The 23,864-nt window shown below is 71.9% G+C and carries 22 protein-coding genes, 1 pseudogene and 2 riboswitches; of the genes and pseudogenes, 6 read left to right on the top strand and 17 right to left on the bottom strand.

What is annotated here, in order from left to right; genetic code table 11:
- Positions 1 to 19 precede the first annotated feature (19 nt).
- Both ABD198_RS20865 and ABD198_RS20860 read right to left on the bottom strand, forming a co-directional pair.
- The gene (locus tag ABD198_RS20865; protein WP_344004085.1) at positions 20 to 286 is read right to left on the bottom strand and encodes a DUF4190 domain-containing protein; all 267 of its coding nucleotides are present in this window, start codon (positions 284 to 286) and stop codon (positions 20 to 22) included.
- Positions 287 to 336: 50 nt separating this feature from the next.
- Positions 337 to 504: a hypothetical protein gene (locus ABD198_RS20860; protein ID WP_344004082.1), complete on the bottom strand. Its 168-nt coding sequence runs from the start codon at positions 502 to 504 to the stop codon at positions 337 to 339.
- A gap of 114 nt (positions 505 to 618) precedes the next feature.
- Here ABD198_RS20860 and ABD198_RS20855 point away from each other — a divergent pair, with 114 nt between their 5' ends.
- Positions 619 to 1,284: a TetR family transcriptional regulator gene (locus tag ABD198_RS20855; protein WP_344004079.1), complete on the top strand. Its 666-nt coding sequence runs from the start codon at positions 619 to 621 to the stop codon at positions 1,282 to 1,284.
- A gap of 161 nt (positions 1,285 to 1,445) precedes the next feature.
- Here ABD198_RS20855 and ABD198_RS20850 read toward each other — a convergent pair whose 3' ends face one another.
- Positions 1,446 to 2,306, bottom strand: a complete 861-nt coding sequence (locus ABD198_RS20850) for a thioesterase family protein (RefSeq protein ID WP_344004076.1) — start codon at positions 2,304 to 2,306, stop codon at positions 1,446 to 1,448.
- A 124-nt stretch (positions 2,307 to 2,430) separates the two neighbouring features.
- Here ABD198_RS20850 and ABD198_RS20845 point away from each other — a divergent pair.
- A pseudogene (locus ABD198_RS20845) lies at positions 2,431 to 3,669 on the top strand (alpha/beta hydrolase).
- On the opposite strand, the gene ABD198_RS20840 reads toward ABD198_RS20845, so the two are convergent.
- From ABD198_RS20840 to ABD198_RS20800, 9 genes are all read right to left on the bottom strand, one after another.
- Positions 3,578 to 4,234, bottom strand: a complete 657-nt coding sequence (locus ABD198_RS20840; RefSeq protein ID WP_344004073.1) for a trimeric intracellular cation channel family protein — start codon at positions 4,232 to 4,234, stop codon at positions 3,578 to 3,580. The pseudogene ABD198_RS20845 and the gene ABD198_RS20840 sit on opposite strands and share 92 nt — an antisense overlap.
- A gap of 63 nt (positions 4,235 to 4,297) precedes the next feature.
- Positions 4,298 to 5,572 (bottom strand): ABC transporter ATP-binding protein, encoded by a 1,275-nt coding sequence (locus tag ABD198_RS20835; RefSeq protein ID WP_344004070.1) that lies wholly within the window; start codon positions 5,570 to 5,572, stop codon positions 4,298 to 4,300.
- Positions 5,573 to 5,586: 14 nt separating this feature from the next.
- A complete protein-coding gene (locus ABD198_RS20830) occupies positions 5,587 to 6,669 on the bottom strand; it encodes an ABC transporter ATP-binding protein (RefSeq protein ID WP_344004067.1) in 1,083 nt (360 codons plus the stop codon).
- Positions 6,666 to 7,676: an ABC transporter permease gene (locus ABD198_RS20825; protein WP_344004064.1), complete on the bottom strand. Its 1,011-nt coding sequence runs from the start codon at positions 7,674 to 7,676 to the stop codon at positions 6,666 to 6,668. Before ABD198_RS20825 ends, ABD198_RS20830 begins: the two co-directional genes overlap by 4 nt.
- Before the next feature lie 111 nt (positions 7,677 to 7,787).
- Positions 7,788 to 9,539, bottom strand: coding sequence for an ABC transporter substrate-binding protein (locus tag ABD198_RS20820; RefSeq protein ID WP_344004061.1), 1,752 nt, complete (start codon positions 9,537 to 9,539; stop codon positions 7,788 to 7,790).
- Positions 9,540 to 9,565: 26 nt separating this feature from the next.
- On the bottom strand, positions 9,566 to 10,564 hold the full coding sequence (locus tag ABD198_RS20815) for an ABC transporter permease (protein WP_344004058.1): 999 nt from the start codon (positions 10,562 to 10,564) through the stop codon (positions 9,566 to 9,568).
- 334 nt (positions 10,565 to 10,898) lie between these two features.
- Positions 10,899 to 11,717, bottom strand: coding sequence for an enhanced serine sensitivity protein SseB C-terminal domain-containing protein (locus tag ABD198_RS20810; protein ID WP_344004055.1), 819 nt, complete (start codon positions 11,715 to 11,717; stop codon positions 10,899 to 10,901).
- 127 nt (positions 11,718 to 11,844) lie between these two features.
- A complete protein-coding gene (locus ABD198_RS20805; protein ID WP_344004052.1) occupies positions 11,845 to 12,639 on the bottom strand; it encodes an enhanced serine sensitivity protein SseB in 795 nt (264 codons plus the stop codon).
- Between the two features lie 84 nt (positions 12,640 to 12,723).
- Positions 12,724 to 13,392: an AAA family ATPase gene (locus ABD198_RS20800; RefSeq protein ID WP_344004049.1), complete on the bottom strand. Its 669-nt coding sequence runs from the start codon at positions 13,390 to 13,392 to the stop codon at positions 12,724 to 12,726.
- A gap of 219 nt (positions 13,393 to 13,611) precedes the next feature.
- Positions 13,612 to 13,710, top strand: a riboswitch (glycine riboswitch).
- A riboswitch (glycine riboswitch) is annotated at positions 13,711 to 13,834 on the top strand.
- 35 nt (positions 13,835 to 13,869) lie between these two features.
- Here ABD198_RS20800 and gcvT point away from each other — a divergent pair.
- From gcvT to ABD198_RS20780, 4 genes are all read left to right on the top strand, one after another.
- A complete protein-coding gene (gene gcvT / locus ABD198_RS20795; RefSeq protein WP_344004046.1) occupies positions 13,870 to 14,988 on the top strand; it encodes a glycine cleavage system aminomethyltransferase GcvT in 1,119 nt (372 codons plus the stop codon).
- A gap of 120 nt (positions 14,989 to 15,108) precedes the next feature.
- Positions 15,109 to 15,486 (top strand): glycine cleavage system protein GcvH, encoded by a 378-nt coding sequence (gcvH, locus tag ABD198_RS20790; protein WP_344004043.1) that lies wholly within the window; start codon positions 15,109 to 15,111, stop codon positions 15,484 to 15,486.
- 13 nt (positions 15,487 to 15,499) lie between these two features.
- Entirely contained in the window at positions 15,500 to 16,762 is a 1,263-nt protein-coding gene (glyA, locus tag ABD198_RS20785; RefSeq protein WP_344004040.1) for a serine hydroxymethyltransferase, read from the top strand.
- 91 nt (positions 16,763 to 16,853) lie between these two features.
- A complete protein-coding gene (locus ABD198_RS20780; protein WP_344004037.1) occupies positions 16,854 to 18,221 on the top strand; it encodes an L-serine ammonia-lyase in 1,368 nt (455 codons plus the stop codon).
- Here ABD198_RS20780 and ABD198_RS20775 read toward each other — a convergent pair.
- The 5 genes from ABD198_RS20775 to mftE form a co-directional block, all read right to left on the bottom strand.
- Positions 18,208 to 18,774 (bottom strand): adenylate kinase, encoded by a 567-nt coding sequence (locus ABD198_RS20775; RefSeq protein ID WP_344004034.1) that lies wholly within the window; start codon positions 18,772 to 18,774, stop codon positions 18,208 to 18,210. The two genes, ABD198_RS20780 and ABD198_RS20775, sit on opposite strands and share 14 nt — an antisense overlap.
- A 7-nt stretch (positions 18,775 to 18,781) precedes the next feature.
- Positions 18,782 to 20,674, bottom strand: coding sequence for an acetate--CoA ligase (gene acs, locus ABD198_RS20770; protein ID WP_344004031.1), 1,893 nt, complete (start codon positions 20,672 to 20,674; stop codon positions 18,782 to 18,784).
- A gap of 86 nt (positions 20,675 to 20,760) precedes the next feature.
- The gene (mftF, locus tag ABD198_RS20765; RefSeq protein ID WP_344004028.1) at positions 20,761 to 22,317 is read right to left on the bottom strand and encodes a mycofactocin biosynthesis glycosyltransferase MftF; all 1,557 of its coding nucleotides are present in this window, start codon (positions 22,315 to 22,317) and stop codon (positions 20,761 to 20,763) included.
- Entirely contained in the window at positions 22,314 to 23,099 is a 786-nt protein-coding gene (locus ABD198_RS20760; RefSeq protein ID WP_344004025.1) for a mycofactocin-coupled SDR family oxidoreductase, read from the bottom strand. Before ABD198_RS20760 ends, mftF begins: the two co-directional genes overlap by 4 nt.
- Positions 23,096 to 23,860, bottom strand: coding sequence for a mycofactocin biosynthesis peptidyl-dipeptidase MftE (gene mftE, locus ABD198_RS20755; protein WP_344004022.1), 765 nt, complete (start codon positions 23,858 to 23,860; stop codon positions 23,096 to 23,098). The genes ABD198_RS20760 and mftE overlap by 4 nt, the downstream gene beginning before the upstream one ends.
- Positions 23,861 to 23,864 lie beyond the last annotated feature (4 nt).

Raw genomic sequence — 23,864 nt, 5'->3', positions numbered from 1 at the left:
GCCGTGCCGGGGCGCCGGTTCAGATGCTCCAGGAGATGGTGTTGTCCGCCTGCATGAAGGCGGCGAGGACCAGCAGGTCGGCGATGCCGAGGCCGAGGCCGAGCCAGGCGCGGCCGGGGCGGCGGGTGCCGCGCACCAGCGCCACCGTGGCCAGCACGATCGCGATCGGCCCGAGGAAGACGTTGAGGACGAGCAGGCCGAGCAGGCCCAGGACGAAGGACGCGACGGCCATGCCGTCGGTGTCGCGCAGTCCGGTGCGGCGGCCGGCGGGTGCGGTGAGCTGCATGGTGATCGGGCTCCCTTGGTCGGACGGGTCGGATGTCTCGAGGGGCCCGGTCAGCGGGCCTGGGTGCCGCGGCGGCGGCCGTGCCGCTCGCGGAGGGCGAAGATGCCGAGCCAGGCGGCGATGACGACGGCCGCGGCGACGGAGAAGGACAGCGGCGCGTGGGCCACGGTGCCCAGGACGACGCCCAGGAGCAGCAGCGCGGCGACGATGAACAGCATGAGTGGTCCCCCAGGATTTCGGTGAACGTTTGTAGTTACACTTGTTCACTGACTTTCCAGTCTAGCGTGTGTCACACCTTTCCATTTCCGGAGAACAGTTGTTAACTGCATGGCATGAGTCACACCCTCGGCATCCGGCAGGCCCAGAAGCAGAAGACCCGGCAGGCACTCCTCGACGCGGCGCTCGAGCTGCTGGAGGGGCAGAGCCTGAGCAGTCTGGGGCTGCGTGAGGTCACCCGCGCCGTGGGGGTGGCCCCGACCGCGTTCTACCGGCATTTCCGCTCCACCGCGGATCTGGGCGTGGCGCTGGTCGAGGAGGCGCTGGGCAGTCTGCACCCGACCATCCGGACCGCGCTGTCGACCACCGGGGACACCGAGGAACGCATCGTGCGGGCCGTGGAGTTGATCGCCGGTCATGTGGAACGGCACCCGGCGCACGTCCGGTTCATCGCCCGCGAGCGGTACGGCGGCGTCCGGCCGGTGCGGGAGGCGATAGGCGAGCAACTCGCCCGGTTCGCCGAGGAGGTGGCCGAGGCGCTGGCCGAGGACCCGGTGTCGGAGGGCTGGAGCGGGGACGATCTGCTGATGCTGGCCCAGCTCTACGTGGACCAGATGATCATGACGGCCTGCGGCTTCCTCGAGGCGCAGGAGGCGGGGCCCGAGGAGCGGGAGCGCATCACCCGGCTGGCGATCCGCCGCCTGCGGCTGATCGGTGTGGGCCGGCAGCACTGGCTCGACGACGGCCACGGCGACAACGCCGGAAGCGGCACGACCAGTTGAGGCCGGGGGCCGGCCACCCGGTCACGCGCGGCCGCGGCCGGACCGCTTGAAGCCGGAGCGGCCACCCCGTCGCGCGCGGCGGCAGCGTCCCGGTCGCACACGACGGCGGCCGCCCCGCGCTGCGGGACGGCCGCCGGATCATGAACCGTACGCGGCGGTGCTCAGCCCAGCCGCACCCGGGCCAGCTGCCGGGACTGGGCCACCAGCCGGTCGTTGCTGTCCCAGACCTCGGCGTCCTCCTCCAGGAAGCCGCCGGCCAGATTGCGGGTGGTGATCGACACCCGGACCGGGCCCGGCGCCGGGCGGCAGCGGACATGGACGGTGAGCTCGACGGTCGGCACCCAGCCGGACAGGCCGAGCTCGAACGCGGTCGGCGGCAGCGCGTCCACCGCGAGCAGCAGCGACAGCGGGTCGTGGTCGCGGCCGTCGGCCAGCCCGAACCAGGCGCGCATCTCTCCCTTGCCGGAGGGCTTGCCGAGCGCCCAGCCCAGGGTCGACGGGTCGAGCTTGAGCATCAGCCGGTCGGCGATGGCGGAGCTGCCGTCGACCGGGGCGGGCCCGTCCTCGGGTCCGAAGCACTGCTCCATGGGCGGGATGGCGGGCGGCTCGGCCGTGGTGCGGACGTCGTCGGGCAGCGAGCCGAGGTCGCCGTAGGAGGCGAGCACGCGGATGCGCTCGACCTCGCGGCCCTGCTCGTCGTACTGGAAGAGGGACGCCTGGCCGGTGGACAGGGTGCGTCCGGTGCGCACGGTCTCGGTGCGCACCACCGCGGGGCCCGGCTGGGACGCGGTGAGGTAGTGCGCGGAGATGGTGAACGGGTCGGAGTGCGGCAGGGTGTCCGCGAGGGCGCGGCCCAGGACCGCCAGCAGATAGCCGCCGTTGACGGCGTTGATGATCGTCCAGCCGGCGGAGAGGTCGATGTCGTAGACGCCGGGCTCGCGGCGGGTGACCGCGGTGTCGCGGTCGAACTCGCTGGCGCCGATCGATGCCCGGACGGCCGGGGCGGAGGCTGCTTCTGGCATGGATGAACAGTACAAGAACTAACTACTAAGCGGTAGCTTTTGTGTCGCGCAGGACACCGGGAGAGCCACTGGGGCCCCGGTCACGGCGATGAACCGGATGCCCCCACTTCCCCTCTACCGGGACATGAGCCTCACCGGAACCCCGTTCCTCTGCACTCTCGCCGTGCTGTGCGTCCTGGCCCTCGGCCTGCCGCTGGTGCTGTGGAGCCGGGTCCGCGGACCGCGGGCGGTGCGGGCCCTCGCCCGGGTGTTCATGCTGCTGTTCGCCCAGCTCACCGCGGTCGCCCTGGTCTTCACTCTGGTCAACAACGCCAACCAGCTCTACGACGACTGGGGCGATCTGCTCGGCACCGCCGACCATGTGGAGCACGCCGCCGACCTCGGCGCCGACGGCACCGGAGGCATCTCGCTGGAGCGGCTGCCCCGGGTGCGGCAGACCTTCGGGCCGGCCCGCGGTCCCGGCATGCGGGCGGCCGGCGGCGTCCAGGTCACGAAACTCGAGGGGCGGGTGTCGGGGGTGCGCGGCGAGGTGTACGTCTGGCTGCCGCCGCAGTACGACGACCCCGCCTGGCGCGGACACCGGTTCCCGGTGGTGGAGCTGCTGCCGGGCTACCCCGGCTCGGCCAAGGCCTGGTTCGGCACCCTGGACGTGCACGAGCAGCTGCTGCCGCTGATGCGCAGCGGGCGCATCGCCCCGTTCGTCCTGGTGTCGCCGCGCACCACGCTGGTGCCGGGCGCGGACACCGGCTGCGCCAACCTGCCCGGCAAGGTGAACGCGGACAGCTGGCTCAGCGTCGACGTGCCGCGCATGGTGATGGACAACTTCCGCGTACAGCGCGCCCCGCAGGGCTGGGCGGTCGCCGGGTACTCGGCCGGGGGCCACTGCGCCACCAAGCTCGCCGTCGCCCACCCCGACCGCTACCGGGCGGCGGTCAGCCTCTCCGGCTACAACGACCCCGCCGCCGAGCGCACCTCCCTCACCGGGCGCGACCCGGCGCTGCGCACGGCGCACAATCCGCTGACGCTGCTGCGCGAGGCGGTCGCCCCGCCCCGGATCTCGCTGTACCTCTCCGGTCAGCAGGGCGACGGCTACGAGGACGCCCTGGCCCTCGGCCGGGCGGCGAAGCCGCCGACCAGCGTGCAGGTGGTGAAGCTGCCGCGGAGCGCGGGCGGGCACACGATGACGCTGTGACGGCCACAGGTGGTGCCGGCGTTCCGGTGGCTGACCGAGGAGCTGGGCGGGCAGCGGACCGTCTCCCACCCCTCGGCCCTCACTCCTCCCGGACCGTCGAGCGCCGGTGCCAGGCCCGGGGCGCCCGCCAGTGGTAGCGCATCGCCAGCAGCCGCAGCACGAACGCGGTGATCACCGCGGCCCCGCTGGTGAACGCGGTCAGCACGTCGTAGCGGATGCACAGCGCGACCAGCGCGGAGCCGACGATGGCGGGGACGGCGTAGAGATCGCGGTCCCAGCGCAGCAGCGAGGGCACCTCATTGGCGAGCACGTCCCGCAGCACGCCGCCGCCCACGGCGGTGGCCAGGCCCAGGCAGGCGGAGGCGGTCAGCCCGAGCCCGTACTCGTACGCCTTGATCGTCCCGGCGACGCAGAACAGGCCGAGGCCGGCCGCGTCGAAGACATTGACGGCCGCCTGGATCCGCTCCACCTGCGGGTGCAGGAAGATCACCAGGGTGGCGGCGAGCAGCGGGGTGACGAAGTACCCCAGGTCCGTGAAGGCGGCCGGGGGCACGGCCCCGATGACCAGGTCACGGAAGAGCCCGCCGCCGCACGCGGTGACCTCGGCGAGCACGGCGATGCCGAACACGTCGAAGTTCTTGCGGACGGCCAGCAGGGCGCCGGAGATCGCGAAGACGAAGATGCCGATCAGGTCGAGCGTGTGCTGGACGGACGGGCTGAAGAGTTGCTGGAGCACCCTTACATTCTCACCCAGCATCGAGCCCCCGCCTTGCAATAGAAGGCGAGGGCTCGTGGACGCTTACTTGTCCGAAGAGGGGTCCGAGGACTTCTCCGACGCCTCCGAGGCCTTTACGGGCCCGTCCGGGGACTTCCCGGGCCCGTCCGGGGACTCCCCGGACTCTCCCGAAGACTTCCCGGACTCGTCCGAGACCTTCTTCGTCTTCTTCGTCTTCTCCGCCGGCCTCTCCGGCACCCGGCCCAGCACGGCGGCGGCCTCCTTGGCCTCCGTCAGCAGCTCGGTGTCCTGCGGGGCCTGGTCCTCGAAGTTCTCCGGGTGGTGGCAGGCGACCCGCTGGCCGGGCCTGAGCTCCAGCAGCGGCGGCTCGGTGGTCCGGCAGATCTGCGTGGCCTTCCAGCACCGGGTGTGGAAGCGGCAGCCGCTCGGCGGGGAGATCGGCGAGGGCACGTCGCCCTTGAGCAGGATGCGCTCGCTCTTGGCCTTCCGGCGCTTGGGGTCCGGGATCGGCACCGCCGACAGCAGCGCCTTGGTGTAGGGGTGCATCGGCGCCTTGTAGAGCGAGTTGCGGTCCGCCAGCTCCACGATCTTGCCGAGGTACATCACCGCGATCCGGTCGGAGACGTGCCGGACCACCGACAGGTCGTGCGCGATGATCACATAGGTCAGGCCCAGCTCCTCCTGGAGGTCGTCCAGCAGGTTCACCACCTGCGCCTGGATCGACACGTCCAGCGCCGAGACCGGCTCGTCCGCGACCACCAGCTTGGGGTTGAGCGCGAGCGCGCGGGCGATGCCGATGCGCTGGCGCTGGCCGCCGGAGAACTCGTGCGGGTAGCGGTTGTAGTGCTCGGGGTTGAGGCCGACCACCGACAGCAGCCGCTGGACCTCCTTCTTCACCCCGCCCTCGGGCGTGACGCCCTGGAGCCGGAACGGCGCACTGACGATGGTGCCGATGGTGTGCCGCGGGTTCAGCGAGGAGTACGGGTCCTGGAAGATCATCTGCACGTCCCGGCGCATCGGCCGCAGTGCGCCGGTGCTCAGGTGCGTGATGTCCCGGCCCTCGAACTCGACCGTGCCGGCCGTCGGTTCGAGCAGCCGGGTGATCAGCCGGCCCATGGTGGACTTGCCGCAGCCCGACTCGCCCACGACACCGAGGGTCTCGCCCTTGCGGACCTCGAAGTCGATGCCGTCGACGGCGCGCACCGCGCCGGTCTGCCGCTGGAGCAGGCCCTTGCGGATCGGGAAGTGCTTCTGCAGACCGGTCACCTTGAGCAGGATCTCGCCGTCGGCGCCGGCGTCCTTGGCCCGGGTGCCACCGCTCTGCTGCGGGATGCTCACCGCTTTTTCGTCACTCACAGCTTCGGCGCAATCTCTTCGGTCCAGATACGCTCCCGCTGCTCCTGGCTCATGTGGCAGGCGGCCCAGTGCCGGCTGCCGACCTCGGTCAGCTCGGGGCGGACCGTGCGGGTCACGTCGTCCTTGGGGATGTCCGCGTACGGGCAGCGCGGGTTGAAGGCGCAGCCGGGCGGGAGGTTGATCAGGGAGGGCGGCGAGCCCTTCACCGGGATGAGGCGGTCGGTGTCGTCACGGTCCAGGCGCGGCATCGAGCCGAGCAGGCCCCAGGTGTAGGGGTGGCGGGGCTCGGAGAACACGGCCTCGGCCGGGCCGCGTTCCACGCACCGGCCGCCGTACATCACCAGCAGGTCGTCGGCCATCTCGGCGACGACGCCCAGATCGTGGGTGATCATGATGACGGCGGAGCCGAACTCCTTCTGCAGATCCCGGATCAGGTCGAGGATCTGCGCCTGCACGGTGACGTCCAGGGCGGTGGTGGGCTCGTCCGCGATCAGCAGCTCGGGGTTGTTCACCAGCGCCATGGCGATCATGGCGCGCTGGCGCATACCGCCGGAGAACTCGTGCGGGTAGCTGTCGACGCGCTTGGCGGGCTCGGGGATGCCGACCCGGTCGAGCATCTCGACCGCCCGCTGTTTGGCGGTCTTCTTGCTGACGTCGTGGTGGACCCGGTACGCCTCCACGATCTGGTGGCCGACGGTGTAGTAGGGGTGCATCGCCGACAGCGGGTCCTGGAAGATCATCGCCATCTTCCGTCCGCGCAGCCGGCGCACCTCGTCCGGATGGGCGCCGATCAGCTCCTGGCCGTCCAGCCAGACCTCGCCGCTGACCTTGGCGCGGGCCGTGCGGTGCAGGCCCATCACGCCGAGCGAGGTGACGGACTTTCCGGAGCCGGACTCGCCGACGATGCCGAGGGTCCTGCCGCGGGCCACGTCGAAGCTGACGCCGTCCACCGACTTGACCAGACCGTCGTCCGTGTCGAAGTGGATGCGCAGATCACGCACGGACAGGAACACGTCGTCCGCGTCGGACTGTGCGAGCGGCGCCGGTTCGCCGAGCGCCGCCTTTTCGAGCTTGCTCACGAGTACCTCACGCGGGGGTCGATGGCGGCGTACACCAGGTCGACGACGAGATTGCAGAAGACGATGAAGAAGGCCGCGACCAGGGTCACGCCCATGACGATGGGCAGGTCGTTGTCCTTGATGGACTGCACGGCGTACGCGCCGATGCCCTGCAGCGAGAAGACGGTCTCGGTGAGCACCGCGGTGCCGACCAGGAGCCCGAAGTCCATGCCGAAAATGGTGACGATCGGGGTGAGCGCCGAGCGCAGGCCGTGCTTGGTGACGACCGTGCTCTCCTTCAGGCCCTTGGCCCTGGCCGTGCGGATGTAGTCCTCGCTCATCGTCTCGAGCATGCCCGCCCGGGTGAGCCGGGCGTACAGCGCGGAGAAGAGGAAGGCGAGGCTGATCCAGGGCAGCATCAGATGCCAGGCCCAGTCGACGGGGCTCTCCGTGAACGGGATGTACTCCACGCTCTCCCAGATGGGGATCTCGTAGACGAACAGGGCGTTGAGGACCTGCCCGGTGAAGAAGATCGGGAGGGAGACGCCGGCCAGGGCGATGATCATCGCGATGCGGTCGACCGGCTTGCCCTTGCGCAGCGCGGAGATGACACCGGTCGTGACACCGCTGATCACCCAGATCACGGCGGCGCCGACGGCCAGCGAGAAGGAGACCGGGATCCGTTCGGTCAGCTGCGGCCACACCTCGACGTGGCTCTTGAAGGAGTAGCCGAAGCACGGGGCGTCGCAGTGGGTGGCGTCGGGGCCGAACTTGTAGTCGGCGCCCGCCACGATGGCCTTGATGAAGTCCCAGTACTGGACGTAGAGGGGCTGGTCCAGGCCCAGGTTCTTCTTGATCGCGGCGACGGACTCGGGGTTGGCGTCCTTGCCGACGTACTGGGTGGCGAGCTGATCGGCCGTCTGGCCGCCGAGCCGTGGGACCAGGAAGAAGATCGCGAAGGTGACTGCGCTGACCACCAGCAGCAACAGCACCGCGCCGAAGACGCGTCGGATGATGTACGCAGCCACAGCTGTGCGGCTCCGGACGGCCGGGGCGGATCGTGTCCGCCCCGGCCGTCCGGCGCCTTCACCTGCCTTTCAGTGGAATACCGGCCCTGCTGTTGTGTGAAGCGGCATGTGCTACTTGGCGGAGCTCATGAGCACGTAGTCGTACATGCCGAGGTACGCCTGGGTGACCGTGACGTTGGCCGCGGACTCCGGGCGGAACAGCAGGTTCTTGCGGTAGACGAGCGGCACGACGGTGGCGGTGTCCATCACCATCTTGTCGATCTCACCCCAGGTCTTGGTGCGCTCGGCCTCGTCGGTGTTGGCGATGCCTTCCTTGAGCGCCTTGTTGATCTTGGGGTCGTCCAGCTCCATCAGGTTGTTGCCGCCGGAGGGCTTGATGGCGGCGCCGTTGACGATCTGGTCCAGGAAGCCGTAGCCGGTCGGCCAGTCGGCACCCCACGCCATCGACATCATGCCGAGCTTGTGCTTGTGCACGTAGCTGGGGACACCGGCGAAGTTGGAGAAGTACTTGCCCGAGGGGAACTGCTTGATCTCGGCCTGGATGCCCACCTTCTTCAGGGCGTTCTGAATGGCGGTGGCGGCGGCGACCTCGGCGGGCCGGTCGGAGCGGGCCGTGAGGTTGGTGGCGAAGCCGTTCGGCTTGCCGCACTGCTTCAGCTCGTCCTTGGCCTTGTTGACGTCGCCCTTGTTGCCCGGCGTGGCGTAGGTGTCGAACTTGGTGTAGCCGTTCACCGTCGGCGGCAGCAGCGTGGTGGCCACGTCGCCCTTGGGCGAGCCGCCCATGGCGTCCACCACGGACTGCTTGTCGATGGCGTACTGCACGGCCTTGCGGCAGTGGATGTTGTCGAACGGCTTCACGTTCACGTTCAGCGCCAGGTACTGGGTGGCGCCGGCGTAGGAGATGTCCGTCTGCTTGGCCAGCTTGCCGGAGAGGACCTTCGGCTGGGTCTGCGGCTGCACACCCGTGCCGGCGGCGTCAGCCGTGATCTTGTCGGACAGCAGGTTGTTGTCGACGGTGACCGGGTTGACCTTGAACTTGATCTCGATCTTGTCCGGCAGCGCCTTGCGGATCGGGTCCGTCTTCGGGTCCCACTCCGGGTTGCGCACCAGGGTGGCGCTGCGGCCCTCCTGGTACGACTGGAACTTGTAGGGGCCGGAGGACACGATGTGCTGGACGTACTTCGCGCCGTCGTCCTTCGCCCGCGGCACCGGGGCCGTCTGGGAGAACGTCGCCAGGTAGTCGAAGTCGGCGAACGGCTGGTTGAGGTGGAAGACGATCGTCTGGTCGTCCGGCGTCTCGATGGACTTGATGCCCTCGGGCGACTTGTCCTTGTACGGGCCCTTGTACTTGTCGCCGCCCTCGAGGAACGCCTTGAAGTAGGTCGGGCCGTTGGACAGCGCCTCCGGCGCGAAGTTGGAGCGCTCGATGGCGTACTTGACGTCCTTGGACGTCACCGGGGTGCCGTCCTCGAACTTCACGCCCTTGCGCAGCTTGTACGTCCAGGTCTTGGCGTCCGCGCTCGGCTTGCCGAGGGACTCGGCGAGGTCGGGGACGACCTCGAGGCCCTCCTTGCCCGCGGCCGGCTTGAACGTGGTGAGCGTACGGCCGTACAGGCGGGAGAAGTTCATCACCCAGCCGTAGTAGCTGTTGCCCGGGTCGAGGGAGTCCGGCACGTCCGAGTGCTGGTAGGTGACGGTTCCCCCCTTCTTGTCCGACGCGTTGACGATGGAGGTAAGCGCCGCGTCCTTCTTGGCGTTGCCTCCGTTGCCGTCGTCGTCCTTGCCACCACCGCCGCATGCGGCAGCGCCCAGCGACAACGCCAGGACCGACGCCACGCCGGCGGTCACCCTTCTCGTCTTCACCTGAGGAAGCCCCCTCAATCGATGGATCACTTGCTGCGAGGGTCGAGGGCGTCACGCAGCCCGTCACCCAGCAGGTTGAAGGCCAGGACCGTGATGAAGATCGCCAGTCCGGGCACGAACATGTACTGCGGATCCGCCGTGTACAGATCCACGGCGTTGCTGAGCATGCCGCCCCAGGAGGCCTGCGGCGGAGCGATACCGACGCCGAGGAAGCTCAGCGATGCCTCGAAGAGGATGTTCGTCGGGATGATCAGCGTCGAGTAGACGATGATCGGTGCGACGAGGTTGGGCAGCAGCTCCCGGAACACGACGTAGGGGCCGCGGGCGCCCATGCTGCGCGCCGCCTCGATGAATTCACGCTCCCTCAGACTCATCGTCTGCGCGCGCACGATACGGCCGATGTACGGCCAGCTGAAGAAGCCGATCACGAAGATCAGCACGCAGATGCGCAGCGGCAGGCCGTCCAGTCCGAAGAAGCCGTCCTGCACCGAGGCCGAGATGGAGATGGCGAACAGCAGCAGCGGGAACGCCAGGAAGGTGTCCATCATCCGGCTGATGATGGAGTCGACCCAGCCGCCGTAGTACCCGGCGAGCAGGCCCATCACGGTGCCGATCAGCACGGAGAGCAGCGTGGCACCGCCGGCCACCAGGAGGGAGACCCAGGAGCCGTCGATGATGCGGGCCAGCATGTCCCGGCCGTACTGCGGGTCGACACCGAGCGGGTGCTCCCAGCTCATGCCGCCCCAGCCGCCCTTGGGGGCCAGCAGGGCGGGGTCGATGAGGTCCTGGTTGAACTTGTTGGGATCCAGGCCGAAGACCCACTGGATGGGCTTGGAGAGCACCGCCATCAGGACGAGCAGGACGACCACCACACCACCGGCCATCGCCACCTTGTCGCGCTTGAAGCGCATCCAGGCGATCTGGGTGAGCGAACGCCCCTCGATCTGGCTCTTCTTGACCCCGGCGAGCACGGCCTCGGGCTGTGCTCCGGCTTCCGCCCCCGTGGTCTCGATCGGTGCGGTCACGGTGCGATTGACCCCTCTCGGGCCGGCGATCCGCCGACCCCCCCTTGCTGCCGCTGTAGCGGTCGCTTGTCTCGTACACAGGACCGACCGGCCCGTGTCTCCGGGAGTCTTCAACGCATCGGCGATCAGTCGCCAGACCTGGTCGTGAATGGATGCGTAAACGTGATGCTGTCCTGGGAGTTCCGTTATCCGGACAGCGGCTAACGCGGGCCGGACGTAGGCGAATCGGGGCAAATCCCGGCACACAGGCGCCTTTTGACTCCGTCTACGCGCGTGAACCGCGCCCGGTGACGGGGGCGGGGCGCGGCGGTGGGGCGGGGCGGCCGGGTGCGGCTCAGTAGGCGCCGGGGGCCGGGGGCTGGACCGGCGGATAGCCGTAGCCGGCGGCGGGCGCGGGGGCGGCCGAGGGGGCCGGGGCGTGGGCCTCGCGGTCGTAGAAGGGGCGGGCGTTGTGGCGCAGCCACATGGCGACCGGGTCGTGCTCGTCGCTCATGGCGACCGTGGACACCGGAAGGCCGTCCGGGATGGCGGCGAGGGACTGCTGCATCATCGTGCGCACCGAGTCCACCGCCTGCGGGGAGGTGTCGTACACATCGAGGCCGATGGCCAGGTACGGAGCGCCGAGCGCGGGCTGGACCCAGGCGCGGCGCAGGGAGCGCACCGCCGGGGTGCGGTGGGCGTTCTGCGTGAGCAGGGCGTAGAACTGCGGGATCTCGACGGCCGGTTCGGACAGGCGCAGCGGCCCGGCGGGCTGGCGGTCGAGGCCGGTGGCGATGCGGCGCAGGTCGAGCCAGGGGATGCCGACGCCGCCGCCGGGGGCGTGCGGGTTGAGCCAGAGGCCGTAGTGGTCGGGGTAGAGGGCGCGGGCCACGTCGAGGCCGTCGACGACCTCGTAGGAGCGGTTCCAGCCGCTCGCCGAGAGTTCCTGCGCGGAGGTGACGCACGGGGCGTAGCCGTGGCCGTCGACCTCCATGTTGGCGTACTGGGCGTCCGGGGAGCCGGCCTGGCCGTGCCACAGCAGCATCCAGACCTGGCCGGTGGAGGGGGTGGCGAGGGCGCGCAGCAGGGCTTCGTAGGCGTCGTAGCGCCCCGGCGTCACCTGGCGCAGCATGTGCTCGACCTGGCCGGTCGCGGCGGTGCCGCTCGCGCTCACTGTTACCGCCCCTCTGTGTCAACGCCGTGAGTGGACCTAGCTTAAGGGTCGCCCCGGAGCCCGGGGTCCGCCGTGCGGCTGCGGGCACGGGGCGCCGTGGCCGGCCGCACGGGCCGCACCCCGCGGGTCAGCCGGCCGGCCGCTGGTAGAAGGGACGCACCCGCTCCCGCATCCAGGTGCCCACCGGGTCCTGCGTCACGTCCAGCAGGACCAGGTTGACCGGCCACGGTGTCGGCGCCTTGGCCAGGGCACGGCCGAGGGCCTCCAGCGGCCGGGCGCGCAGGTCGCCCTCCCACTGGGAGAGCTCCACGCCCACGAACATCACCGGATCGGCGGTCTCGATCGCCGCCAGGCAGCGGCGGGCGGTGGTGACGACGCCGATGGTGTCGAACTCCGCGGACGCCGCCGACAGGAAGTCGACGGGGTCGTCCTGCCAGTCGGGTTCGAACAGGCGGACGCGGGCACCGGAGGCCGGGCCGTCCAGCGGGGTGCGCCCTGCGCGGCACAGCTCGGCCACCGCGGGCGGCGGCAGCGGGATGCCGACCACCCCGCCCGGGTTGATCGCGATGCCCGCCTGCGGCGGCAGACCGCGCGCGAACTCCACGGCCGGCGCGATGGTGTACGCCATGTGCGAGCCGACGACCTGGTGGAACTGCTCCTCGGAGCTGAACACGGGGACGTAGGCCTGCCCGTCCAGCTCCATGGTGGGCAGGTCGAGCGGGCCGCTGTGCGGGCCGCCGCCGTTGGGCAGAGGCACCCAGATGAAGCTGCGTCCCAGCACCTCGACGATCCGCCCGCCGGCCGAGGGCACACCGAGCGACGCGGAGAGCACCTCCTCCAGCTCGTTGCCGGGCCACCCGCCATGCGGATGGGGATGCGCCTGCGCCGGGAAGTCCGCGGAGAAGCCCGCCGGAATGTCCATCTGCCTACCGCCTGCCTGAAACACTGCCGTGCCCAGAAGGCTAACGCGCCCTCCAGCCCCCGTTCTCCACGGCCGTCGCCCCGGTCAGCCCGTGAAGCCGATGTGCTGGAGGGTGTTGGCTGCGGGGCGGTCGAGGAGGACGGCCGAGGCGCAGCCGGGGGGCAGGTGGCCCTGGTGGGCTGCCTGGAGGAGGCGGTGGGTGGCGGTGCGGTGGCGGTGGAAGGCGTAGCGGGAGACGGCGCGGCCGCGGCGGCGCTGGCCCTTGAGAGCCTCGTCGGGCGGGACGTCGAGCAGGATCAGGTGCAGGGCGCCGCCGCGGCGGCGGGCCTCGCGGGCGAGCCAGCGCCGCACCCAGGTCTGGGTGCCGCAGTCGTGGACGACCAGGGGCTCGCCGGTGCGCAGGGCGCGGCGCAGGCCGGCGTAGTGGGCGAGGCGCACCAGGGGCCGGTAGCAGGCGTAGGGGAGGAAGCGGGGCACCCGGCTCGCCCAGCGGTCGCGGGTGTCCTGGGAGTCGATGCGCCTGCCGCGCACCGTGCGCTGCATCAGGGTGGACTTGCCGCTGCCCGGCAGGCCGGTGACCGCGACCAGGTCGCGCGGGCCGAACAGGAGCGCGCGCGGGCTGCGGCCCGCCCGGTCGCGCAGATCGCGGACGACGGGCGCGGGCAGCGGCGCGCACGTCTCCCGGGTGGGTGCGACGGGACTGCCGGGCAGCCCGACACCCGGGGTCGTGGCGTACGCCGTGATCCTGTTCACCGTGTTCGTCCTCCCCTGGGGCCGGTCCGGTGGACCCCTCCCCGCCGAGTGTAAAGAGACGGTAATGCCCTGGTGGTGCGTTTTGGTCCGCGTTCCGGAACAGACCTGTCACAGCCTGCTGTGATCGTCGTGCGCGCTGTGCGTCTGCTGAGAAGGGTCCCCCTGCCGAACGCGCGGGATGCGTGCAATGATGTGCGCGCCAACTGCATACCGGCCGTTTGAATCCGCGCGGGAGAGTCCCCGGCACCTTGCCGCCGGGGCGCCGAAGGAGCAAGTCCCTCCCTTGAATCTCTCAGGCCCCGTTACCGCGCGGGCGAGGCACATCTGAAAAGCGGGCCGCTGCCGCAGTGCTCCGGTGGCCCCACCCAAGGTGCAAGTCCTGATCGCCGCGACAGCGGTGGTCATGGCGAACCTCTCAGGTTCCGATGACAGATGGGGAGGAAATGTCCTCGCCTGTCATGCTTGGGAGACCGACCGATGAGCAGTACCGAACTCCGCCGCACCGCGCTCGATGCCGTGCATCGTGCCCTCGGCGCGACGATGACCGACTTCGCCGGCTGGGACATGCCCCTGCGCTACGGCTCCGAACGCGACGAGCACAACGCCGTGCGGACCAGGGCCGGCCTGTTCGACCTGTCGCACATGGGTGAGATCACCGTCACCGGCCCGCAGGCGGCCGCCCTGCTGGACTACGCCCTGGTGGGCAACATCGGGGCGGTGAAGCCGGGCCGCGCCCGCTACACCATGATCTGCCGCGAGGACGGCGGCATCCTGGACGACCTGATCGTCTACCGGCTCGGCGAGACCGAGTACATGGTGGTCGCCAACGCCTCCAACGCCCAGGTGGTGCTGGACGCGCTGACCGAGCGCGCGGCCGGTTTCGACGCCGAGGTGCGCGACGACCGCGACGCCTGCGCGCTGCTGGCGGTGCAGGGCCCCGAGTCCCCGGGCATCCTGGCGAGCCTCACCGACGCCGACCTGGAGAACCTGAAGTACTACGCCGGCCTGCCGGGCACGGTCGCCGGCGTGCCGGCGCTGATCGCCCGCACCGGCTACACCGGCGAGGACGGCTTCGAGCTGTTCGTGAAGCCGGAGCACGCGGTCGAGCTGTGGCAGGCGCTGACCAAGGCCGGCGAGGGCGCCGGGCTGGTGCCGTGCGGGCTGTCCTGCCGGGACACCCTGCGCCTGGAGGCCGGCATGCCGCTGTACGGGCACGAGCTGAGCACCTCCCTCACCCCCTTCGACGCCGGTCTCGGCCGGGTGGTGAAGTTCGACAAGGAGGGCGACTTCGTGGGCCGGGCCGCGCTCGCCGAGGCCGCCGAGCGCGCCGCGCAGAACCCGCCGCGGGTCCTGGTCGGGCTGGTCGCCCGGGGCCGCCGGGTGCCCCGCGCCGGGTACGCGGTGGTGGCCGGCGGCGAGGTGATCGGCGAGGTCACCTCCGGAGCCCCGTCGCCGACGCTGGGCAAGCCGATCGCCATGGCGTACGTCGACGCCGCGTACGCCGAGCCCGGCACCGAGGGCGTCGGCGTGGACATCCGCGGCACCCACGAGCCGTACGACGTCGTTGCGCTGCCGTTCTACAAGCGCCAGAAGTGACACCGTCGTAGCCGGACCACCGCGCGTGCCGCGCATCGAGGCACGTCCGGCCTGCTCACGCATGCCTCACCCAGGTCCCTGAGTCAGCAGTCATCACCCCCGTACAGGAGAATTCAGGCCATGAGCAACCCCCAGCAGCTGCGTTACAGCAAGGAGCACGAGTGGCTGTCGGCCGCCGAGGACGGCGTCGCGACGGTCGGCATCACCGAGCACGCGGCGAACGCGCTCGGCGACGTCGTGTTCGTCCAGCTCCCCGAGGTCGGGGACACCGTGACCGCGGGCGAGACCTGCGGCGAGCTGGAGTCGACCAAGTCGGTCAGCGACCTGTACTCCCCCGTGACCGGTGAGGTCACCGAGATCAACGAGGACGTGGTGAACGACCCGTCGCTGGTGAACTCGGCCCCCTTCGAGGGCGGCTGGCTGTTCAAGGTGCGCGTCTCCGAGGAGCCGTCCGACCTGCTCTCCGCCGCCGAGTACGACGCCCACATCGCCGGCTGAGGAGCCGTACGCCATGACCGTTCTGAACACGCCCCTGCACGAGCTCGACCCGGCGGTGGCCGCCGCGGTCGACGCCGAGCTGCACCGCCAGCAGTCCACCCTCGAGATGATCGCCTCGGAGAACTTCGCGCCGGTCGCGGTCATGGAGGCTCAGGGCTCGGTCCTCACCAACAAGTACGCCGAGGGCTACCCCGGCCGCCGCTACTACGGCGGCTGTGAGCACGTCGACGTGATCGAGCAGATCGCCATCGACCGGGTGAAGGAGCTCTTCGGCGCCGAGCACGCCAACGTCCAGCCGCACTCCGGTGCGCAGGCCAACGCCGCCGCGATGTTCGCGCTGCTCAAGCCGGGCGACACGATCATGGGTCTGAACCTCGCACACGGCGGGCACCTGACCCACGGCATGAAGATCAACTTCTCCGGCAAGCTCTACAACGTGGTCGCCTACCACGTCGGCGACGACGGCCAGGTCGACATGGCCGAGGTCGAGCGGCTGGCCAAGGAGAGCAAGCCGAAGCTGATCGTGGCAGGCTGGTCGGCCTACCCGCGCCGGCTGGACTTCGCCTCGTTCCGCCGGATCGCGGACGAGGTCGGCGCCTACCTCATGGTCGACATGGCGCACTTCGCCGGTCTGGTCGCGGCGGGCCTGCACCCCAACCCGGTGCCGCACGCCCATGTGGTGACCACCACCACGCACAAGACGCTGGGCGGCCCGCGCGGCGGTGTGATCCTGTCCACCGCCGAGCTGGCGAAGAAGATCAACTCCGCGGTCTTCCCCGGTCAGCAGGGCGGCCCGCTGGAGCATGTGATCGCGGCCAAGGCGGTCGCCTTCAAGGTCGCCGCGAGCGAGGAGTTCAAGGAGCGCCAGCGTCGTACGCTGGAGGGCGCCCGCATCCTCGCCGAGCGCCTGGTGAAGGACGACGCGAGGGCGGCGGGCGTGTCCGTCCTGACCGGCGGCACCGACGTCCACCTGGTCCTGGTCGACCTGCGCGACTCCGAGCTGGACGGTCAGCAGGCCGAGGACCGCCTCCACGAGGTGGGCATCACGGTCAACCGCAACGCCGTCCCCAACGACCCGCGCCCGCCGATGGTGACCTCCGGTCTGCGCATCGGTACGCCGGCCCTGGCGACCCGCGGCTTCACGGCCGAGGACTTCGCCGAGGTCGCGGACGTGATCGCCGAGGCGCTCAAGCCGTCGTACGACGCCCAGGCGCTGAAGGCCCGGGTCGCGGCACTGGCGGAGAAGCACCCGCTGTACCCGGGGCTGAACAAGTAGCACAGAGCATCACCGGGGCGGCCGTGCCCGCCACGAGCCGGCACGGCCGCCCCGCCCCGTTGAGCACCACCCCCGCTTCCTAGGAGTCCCCGTGGCCATCTCCGTCTTCGACCTGTTCTCGGTCGGCATCGGCCCGTCGAGTTCGCACACGGTCGGTCCCATGCGGGCGGCCCGCATGTTCGCCCGGCGGCTGCGCAACGAGGAGCTGCTCGGCTCCGTCGCCTCGGTCCGCGCGGAGCTGTACGGCTCCCTGGGCGCCACCGGCCACGGGCACGGCACCCCGAAGGCGGTGCTGCTCGGCCTGGAGGGCGACTCGCCCCGCACGGTGGACGTGGACACGGCCGACGAGCGGGTGGAGAAGATCAAGGAGAACGGCCGGCTGCGGCTGCTCGGCGAGCACGAGATCGCCTTCTCCTTCGACGACGACATGGTGCTGCACCGCCGCAAGGCGCTGCCGTACCACGCCAACGGCATGACCCTGTGGGCGTACGACGCCTCCGGCGCCGAACTGCTGACGAAGACGTACTACTCGGTGGGCGGCGGGTTCGTGGTCGACGAGGACGCGGTGGGCGCGGACCGGATCAAGCTCGACGACACGGTGCTGAAGTATCCCTTCCGCACCGGCGACGAGCTGCTGCGCCTGACCAGGGAGACCGGTCTGTCGATCTCCGCGCTGATGCTGGAGAACGAGCGGGCCTGGCGCAGCGAGGAGGAGATCCGGGCCGGCCTGCTGGAGATCTGGCGGGTGATGCGGGAGTGCGTGCAGCGCGGCATGACCCGCGAGGGCATCCTGCCGGGCGGGCTGCGGGTGAAGCGCCGGGCCGCGAACACCGCGCGCAAGCTGCGCTCCGAGGGCGACCCGCAGGCCCTCGCCATGGAGTGGATCACCCTCTACGCCATGGCGGTGAACGAGGAGAACGCGGCCGGCGGCCGGGTGGTGACCGCCCCGACCAACGGCGCCGCGGGCATCATCCCGGCCGTCCTGCACTACTACATCAACTTCGTGCCGGGCGCCGACGAGGACGGCGTGGTCCGCTTCCTGCTCGCCGCCGGCGCCATCGGCATGCTGTTCAAGGAGAACGCCTCCATCTCCGGCGCCGAGGTCGGCTGCCAGGGCGAGGTCGGCTCGGCCTGCTCGATGGCGGCGGGCGCGCTGGCCGAGGTGCTGGGCGGCAGCCCCGAGCAGGTGGAGAACGCGGCCGAGATCGGCATGGAGCACAACCTGGGCCTGACCTGCGACCCGGTGGGCGGCCTGGTGCAGATCCCGTGCATCGAGCGCAACGGCATGGCCGCGGTGAAGGCGGTCACCGCCGCCCGCATGGCGATGCGCGGCGACGGCTCCCACAAGGTGTCCCTGGACAAGGTCATCAAGACCATGAAGGACACCGGCGCGGACATGTCGGTGAAGTACAAGGAGACGGCCCGCGGCGGGCTGGCGGTCAACATCATCGAGTGCTGACGCCCTCCGGCAGCCCCAGGGCGCTCAGGGTCCGGGCGGTGATCTCCTCGACCGTCCCCACGGCCTCGACGGTGCGCACCAGCCCGGAGTAGTGCCCGAGGACGGGCACGGTCTCGCGGTGATGGACCCGCTGCCGGTGCCGGATGACGTCCTCCGTGTCGTCGGGGCGGCCCCGCGCGAGCAGGCGCCGCACGAGCACCTCCTCGGGCGCGGTGAACTCCACGACGGCGTCCAGTGCCTCGCCCCGGGCGGACAGGATCGCCGACAGGGCGTGCGCCTGGCGGACCGTGCGGGGGAAGCCGTCGAGGAGGAATCCCCGCGCGGCGTCCGGCTGTTCCAGGCGGTGCCGGACCATGTCCGTGGTGACGCGGTCGGGTACGAGTTCGCCCGCGTCCAGGAACCGCGCCGCCTCCCGGCCCAGGGGCGTCCGCCTGCCGACGTGGTCCCGAAACAGGTCGCCGGTGGAGACGTGCGGGACGCCGAGTCTCCGGCTGAGAATCTCCGCCTGGGTGCCCTTGCCCGCTCCGGGCGGGCCCATGAGAAGGAGTCGCATCGTCACCTCACCGGCCCCCGGCCGGTGCGGAGGCCCCCGCCAGGCCCGCGTTGATCAGCTCCATCACGGAGGCGTCCGCGAGGGTGCTGACGTCGCCCGTCTCGCGGTTCTCGGCGACGTCGCGGAGCAGCCGGCGCATGATCTTCCCGGAGCGGGTCTTGGGCAGTTCGGGGACGACCAGGATCCGCCGGGGCTTGGCGATGGGCCCGATCTCCCGCGCCACGTGCTCGCGCAGCGCCGAGACCACCTCGTCGGCCGGTGTTCCGGCGGCGGCGCCGCGCAGGATGACGAAGGCGACGACGGCCTGACCGGTCGTCGGGTCCGAGGCGCCGACCACGGCGGCCTCGGCGACCGCGGGGTGGGACACCAGCGCCGACTCCACCTCGGCGGTGGAGATCCGGTGCCCGGACACGTTCATCACGTCGTCGACCCGGCCCAGCAGCCAGATGTCGCCGTCGTCGTCGTAGCGGGCCCCGTCACCGGCGAAGTAGTAGCCCTGCTCGGCGAAGCGGGACCAGTACGTCTCCCGGTAGCGGTCGTCGTCGCCCCAGACGCCGCGCAGCATCGACGGCCACGGCTGGTCGAGCACCAGGTAGCCGCTCTCCCCCTTGCCGACCTCGCGGCCCCGGTCGTCGACGACCTTGGCGGAGATCCCCGGCAGCGGCGTCTGCGCCGAGCCGGGCTTGGCGGGCGGCCCGCCGGGCAGCGGGGCGATCATCACGGCGCCGGTCTCGGTCTGCCACCAGGTGTCCACCACGGGCGCCCGTCCGGCGCCGAGGTGGGTGCGGTACCAGCGCCAGGCCTCGGGATTGATCGGCTCGCCGACGCTGCCGAGCACCCGGATCGAGGACAGGTCGTAGCGGGCGGGGATGTCCTCGCCCCACTTCATGAAGGTGCGGATGAGGGTGGGGGCGGTGTAGTAGACGGACACCCCGTACCGCTCGATGATCTCGAAGTGCCGCCCCTCGTGCGGGGTGCTGGGCGTGCCCTCGTACATCACCGAGGTGGTGCGGTTGGCGAGCGGGCCGTAGACGATGTACGTGTGCCCGGTGATCCAGCCGATGTCGGCGGTGCACCAGTAGACGTCGCTGCCGGGGTCGAGGGAGAAGACGGTGCGGTGGGTGTAGGCGGCCTGGGTGAGGTAGCCGCCGGTGGTGTGCAGGATGCCCTTGGGCCGGCCGGTGGTGCCCGAGGTGTAGAGGATGAACAGCGGGTGCTCGGCGTCGAAGGCCTCCGGGGTGTGCTCCATGCTCTGCCGGTCCACCAGCTCGTGCCACCACAGGTCCCGGCCCTCGGTCCAGGGCACCGCGGTGCCGGTGCGGCGGACCACCAGGACGTGCTCGACGCCCGGCGTGTGGGCGGTCGCCTCGTCGGTGAGCGCCTTCATCGGCTCGGCCCGGCCGCGCCGGTACTGCCCGTCGGAAGTGATCAGCAGCCTGGCCCCGGCGTCCTCGATGCGGGAGCGGAGCGCGGCCGGTGAGAACCCGCCGAAGACCACGCTGTGCGGCAGCCCGAGCCGGGCGCAGGCCAGCATGGCGAACACGGCCTCCGGGATCATCGGCAGCTGGATGGCGACCCGGTCACCGGCCCTCAGGCCCAGCGAGAGCAGGGCGTTGGCGGTCCGGCACACCTCGCGTCGCAGGTCGGCGTAGGTGATGGCGCGGGTGTCGCCGGGCTCGCCCTCCCAGTGGAAGGCGACCTGGTTGCCGTGCCCGGCCTCGACGTGCCGGTCGACGCAGTTGTAGGCGGCGTTCAGCCGGCCACCGGTGAACCAGCGCACGAAGGGCGCGTCGGAGCGGTCGAGGACCTCGGACCACTCGGTCTCCCAGTGCAGGTGCCCGGCCTGCCGTGCCCAGAACTCCAGGTCGGGCGCGGGACGTCGATCGGGGCGCGGGGACATGCGGCTTCCTCCAAAGGGGTGCGGGCAGACGGCCAGCGGGGTGCGGGCTGGGCGGTGACGGACGCGACTCGGGGCGGGCACGTCCGTCACCAGGTCTCCACGGTGGCCGCTTCCGGTTGGTGCGAGGTTGGTGCCACCGGCCGGGGCTCCCAGGGGCGCCGGGCGCGGCGGTCGCGCAGCGGCAGGGCGAGACGGGGCAGCAGCGGCTCGGCGGTGCGGCGCCGCAGGGCGCCCTGCCACACGCCCCAGCCGTAGGCCAGGTCGTCCAGGCGGCGGATCGCGGTGTGGGTGAGCGGGTGGAGCGAGCTTCCCGAACGGTGGTGGTCGGCCAGCCCCTCGGCGAGTGCGGCGACGGCCAGCAGGCGGCGGGCCCGGCGGCTGACGGCAGCAGCTCCCAGCGCGAGGGGCCAGTGGTGGCGGGTGGCGCAGCGCAGCAGCTGCTCGCCGGTGCCGCGCAGGGCGGCGAGTGCCAGCAGGGCGCCGGCGCGGGCCGGGTGGTCGGCGTCGGGCATGCGCCGGGTCACGCGGACGGCGGTGGCGGCGGTCAGCGCCAGCGCGCCGGCGGCCGGCAGCGGCCCCCCGCGCAGCAGCAGGGCGCAGGCCGCGAGGGACCAGGGCGCGGCGTACAGCGGGGGCACCCGGCCGGGGTGACGCAGGGCCAGGTCGGCGGCGCCGGTGCCGTATCCGGCACGCTGGGCCAGCCAGTCGCGCAGACCGGTGCGGTGACGGTGGCCCACGCGGACCTGCGGGACGTACCGCAGCCGCCAGCCCGCCTCGTGCAGCCGCATGCACAGGTCGACGTCCTCGCCGACCCGCATCCGCTCGTCGAAGCCGGCGCCCACGGCCGAGCGGCGGACGACGACCGTGGCGCTCGGGACGTAGGAGAGCATCGACACCGGCACGACCGGCGCCTCCCGCTCCCCCATGTCGAGCGGCGAGCGGAGGTGTTCGTAGCGGTCCAGGAGACCGGGGGCCGGTACGGGCAGGGCGACGATCCGGGGCGCGACGAGGGCCACGGCCGGGTCGGCGAAGTGGGCGAGCAGCGGCGCCAGCCACCCCGGTCCGGGCAGGACGTCGGAGTCGCAGAACGCGACGAAGGCCGTACGGGCGTGCCGCAGCGCGGTGTTGCGGGCGGCGGCCGGGCCGAGATTGCGGGGGTGGGTGAGCAGCCGTGCTCCGTGACGCCGGGCCACGCGCGCCAGGGCCTCGGGGTCCCGGGACCCGTCGTCGACGACCAGGACGGGCAGTTCGGAGGTGGCCGGGTCGGCGCGCAGGGCGGTCAGCAGGCCGTCGAGCTGGTCCGCCCGGTCCCGGACGGGCACGGCGAGGGTGGTGTCGCGGACCGGGACGGGCGCGGGACGGGGGTGGGCCACGCCCGCGTCCAGCAGGCGGCGGGCGAGGGCGGCGCTCCCCGCGTCCCGCACCACGAGGCGGCCGTCGGCCAGCGCCCGTACGGCGGCCGGTCCGAGGCGCAGCAGCCGCGGCGGCGAGCCACCCAGCATGAGATGGCCGTCCTCGGAGCGGTGGGTGTCGCCGGCGAGTTCGACCGCGAAGCCGTCGGGGAGCCGGTTGTGGCCGGGTGCCGCGAGGCTCACGGAATGGGAACGGGTGGTGCGTGCGACGTCCCGCAGGAACCAGGTCATGCCGTGAAGCCTCCGTCCGCGTGCAGTACGGAACCGGTGACCGCGCCGGACTCCGCCGAGCAGGCCCAGGCGACCACGGCGGCCGTCTCCTCGGGCTCCAGCAGACGCCCCGTCAGCTGCCGCTCGGCGAGCCGCTCGGGGTCGGGCAGGCCGTACAGGCCGGCGGTGGCGCGGAGCATGTCGGTGCGCGTGGCGCCCGGGGAGACGGCGACCGCGGTGACGCCGGTCTCCCGCAGGTCGCAGGCGAGGGCGCGGACCAGGCCGACCACGGCGTGCTTGGCGGCGCAGTAGGCGCCGAGCCCCCACAGGCCCCGGTGCGCGGCGGCCGAGGCGAGGGCGACGAACCGGCCCTGCCGGGGGCGGGGGCGGCGCAGCAGGGCGGGCACGGCGGCCCGCGCCAGATGGACGACGCCGAGGAGGTCCACGTCGAGCAGGGTCCGCCACTGCGTGTCGCTCTGCTCCCACACCGGGCCGCCGCCCAGGATCACCGCCGCCGCGCCCACCGCGGCGTCCAGACCACCGAACTCGGACTCGGCCAGCTCCACCGCGTCCCGCAGGGCTCCGGCGTCGCGCACATCGGCGCGGAGCGTACGGACCATGGCGAACTCCCGGTCCAGCTCATCCAGTTGATGCGGCTCGGCGAGCGGGTACGGCACGTCCGGGTCGTCGGCGCACCGGTCGACGGCGACGACCGCCCAGCCGTCCCGGGCGAGGCGCCGCACCGTCGCGGCGCCGATGCCGCGGGCGGCGCCGGTGACCACGGCGACCCGGCGCCGCGTCATGAGGCTTCTCCGGAACGGGCCACGACGGGCCGCGGGACGGACGCCGGAGTGCTCAGCCGCCCCTGCTCGGACACCTGCCAGGCGCGGACACCGTCCGCCAGCCGGTCCGCCATCCGCTCCAGGAGCCCGTGCCCCTCCGCGCCGCCGGCCCCGGCCGGGTCGCCCAGGACGCCGGACGGGCTGACTCCGCGCACGGACTCGGCGATCAGCCGGTCCATCAGCAGCCGGACGGGCTCGGTGGGCCCGGCGACCGCCCGCTCGGGGCGTACCGCCGCCGGGCGCAGCCGGAGCATCAGCGAGGTCTCGGTGCGGCCCGCGTGGGCGTCGGCGCCCGGGAGCGTGCACGGCCACCAGGCCACGTCCCGGCCCTCGCCGCGCAGCCCGGTCACCGCGTCGGCGAGGCCGGGCACATTGCCTCCGTGGCCGTTGACCACCAGCAGGCGGCCGGCCCAGCGCAGCAGGGAGCGGCCGATCTCGGTGATCAGCAGCCGCAGCGCCTCGTGGCCGATGGAGACGGTGCCGGGGAAGCCCTCGTGCTCGCCGCTGGCGCCGTAGGTCAGCGGCGGCGCGATCACCACGTCCGTCCCGTCGGCGCCGAGCCGGGCCACCGCCCGCTCGGTCACCGCCCGGGCCACCGCGGTGTCGGTGTCCAGCGGCAGGTGGGGGCCGTGCTGTTCGCAGGAGCCGAGGGGCAGCAGGACGAGGGGACGGCGGTCCTCGAGGTCCGGCCAGGTCAGTTCCGCGAGGCGGGTGGCGGCCATGGCA

It is taken from the genome of Streptomyces thermocarboxydovorans, from assembly GCF_039524635.1.
GTDB lineage: Bacteria > Actinomycetota > Actinomycetes > Streptomycetales > Streptomycetaceae > Streptomyces > Streptomyces thermocarboxydovorans.
This window is presented reverse-complemented; position numbering and strand designations above follow the sequence as displayed.